Annotated in this window: 1 protein-coding gene and 1 pseudogene; both read left to right on the plus strand. The window is 74.1% G+C overall.

The window, feature by feature from the left end:
* Positions 1–340, plus strand: a 340-nt coding sequence (gspM, locus tag GJ693_RS16545; protein WP_197042327.1) for a type II secretion system protein GspM, incomplete at its 5' end; no start/stop codon positions are given.
* A pseudogene (locus tag GJ693_RS16550) lies at positions 337–614 on the plus strand (hypothetical protein); the annotation flags it as partial. The gene gspM and the pseudogene GJ693_RS16550, both read left to right, overlap by 4 nt.

The following is a 614-nucleotide window of genomic DNA, read 5'->3' on the forward strand; positions in this document are numbered from 1 at the left end:
CCGCACGGCGGCGCAGGCGGAGGCTGGCGCGGCAGCCGCCCGGCTCGCGGAAGGTGAGGCGCTTGTGGCAGCCATGGCGGCCCGCCCCGTCGCCAGCCCAGGGCCGGTGATCGACCTACTGAACCGCCGCTTGGGCGAAGCCGGGCTGCAGCCGGCACGGCTGGAAGCGCAAGGTCCGGGCCAGGCGTTGCTGGAAATCGCGGCCATCAATGGCCGGTTGCTGATCGGCTGGGCCAGCGCGCTCGAACAGCGCGACGGCCTGGTGATCGAGCAGCTGGAAGCCACCCGCAACCCCGACCAGTCAGTCAGGGCGCGGCTGCTGGTGCGGCGCGCGGCATGAGGCGACGGATGATCTGGGGGCTGTCCATCGGCCTCGCCATCGGGCTGGTGGCGCTGGCCCCGGCACGGCTGTTGCTGCCAGCGCCCCCCTTGGCCGCAACGGCCGTGACCGGCAGCCTTTGGCGGGCAACGCTCAGCAATGCCATGCTCGGCCAGCTGCCGCTTGGCGACCTGGTGCTGGCCGTGCAGCCCGGCGCGCTGTTGACCGGGCGCCTGCGCTGGCAGGCCAGCGGCCGCCTGTCGGGCGTGGTCTGGCGCAGCTTCACCGGCGGCGG

The sequence above is a fragment of the Sandarakinorhabdus oryzae genome (assembly GCF_009733735.1).
In the GTDB taxonomy this organism is placed as follows: Bacteria; Pseudomonadota; Alphaproteobacteria; order Sphingomonadales; family Sphingomonadaceae; genus Sandarakinorhabdus; species Sandarakinorhabdus oryzae.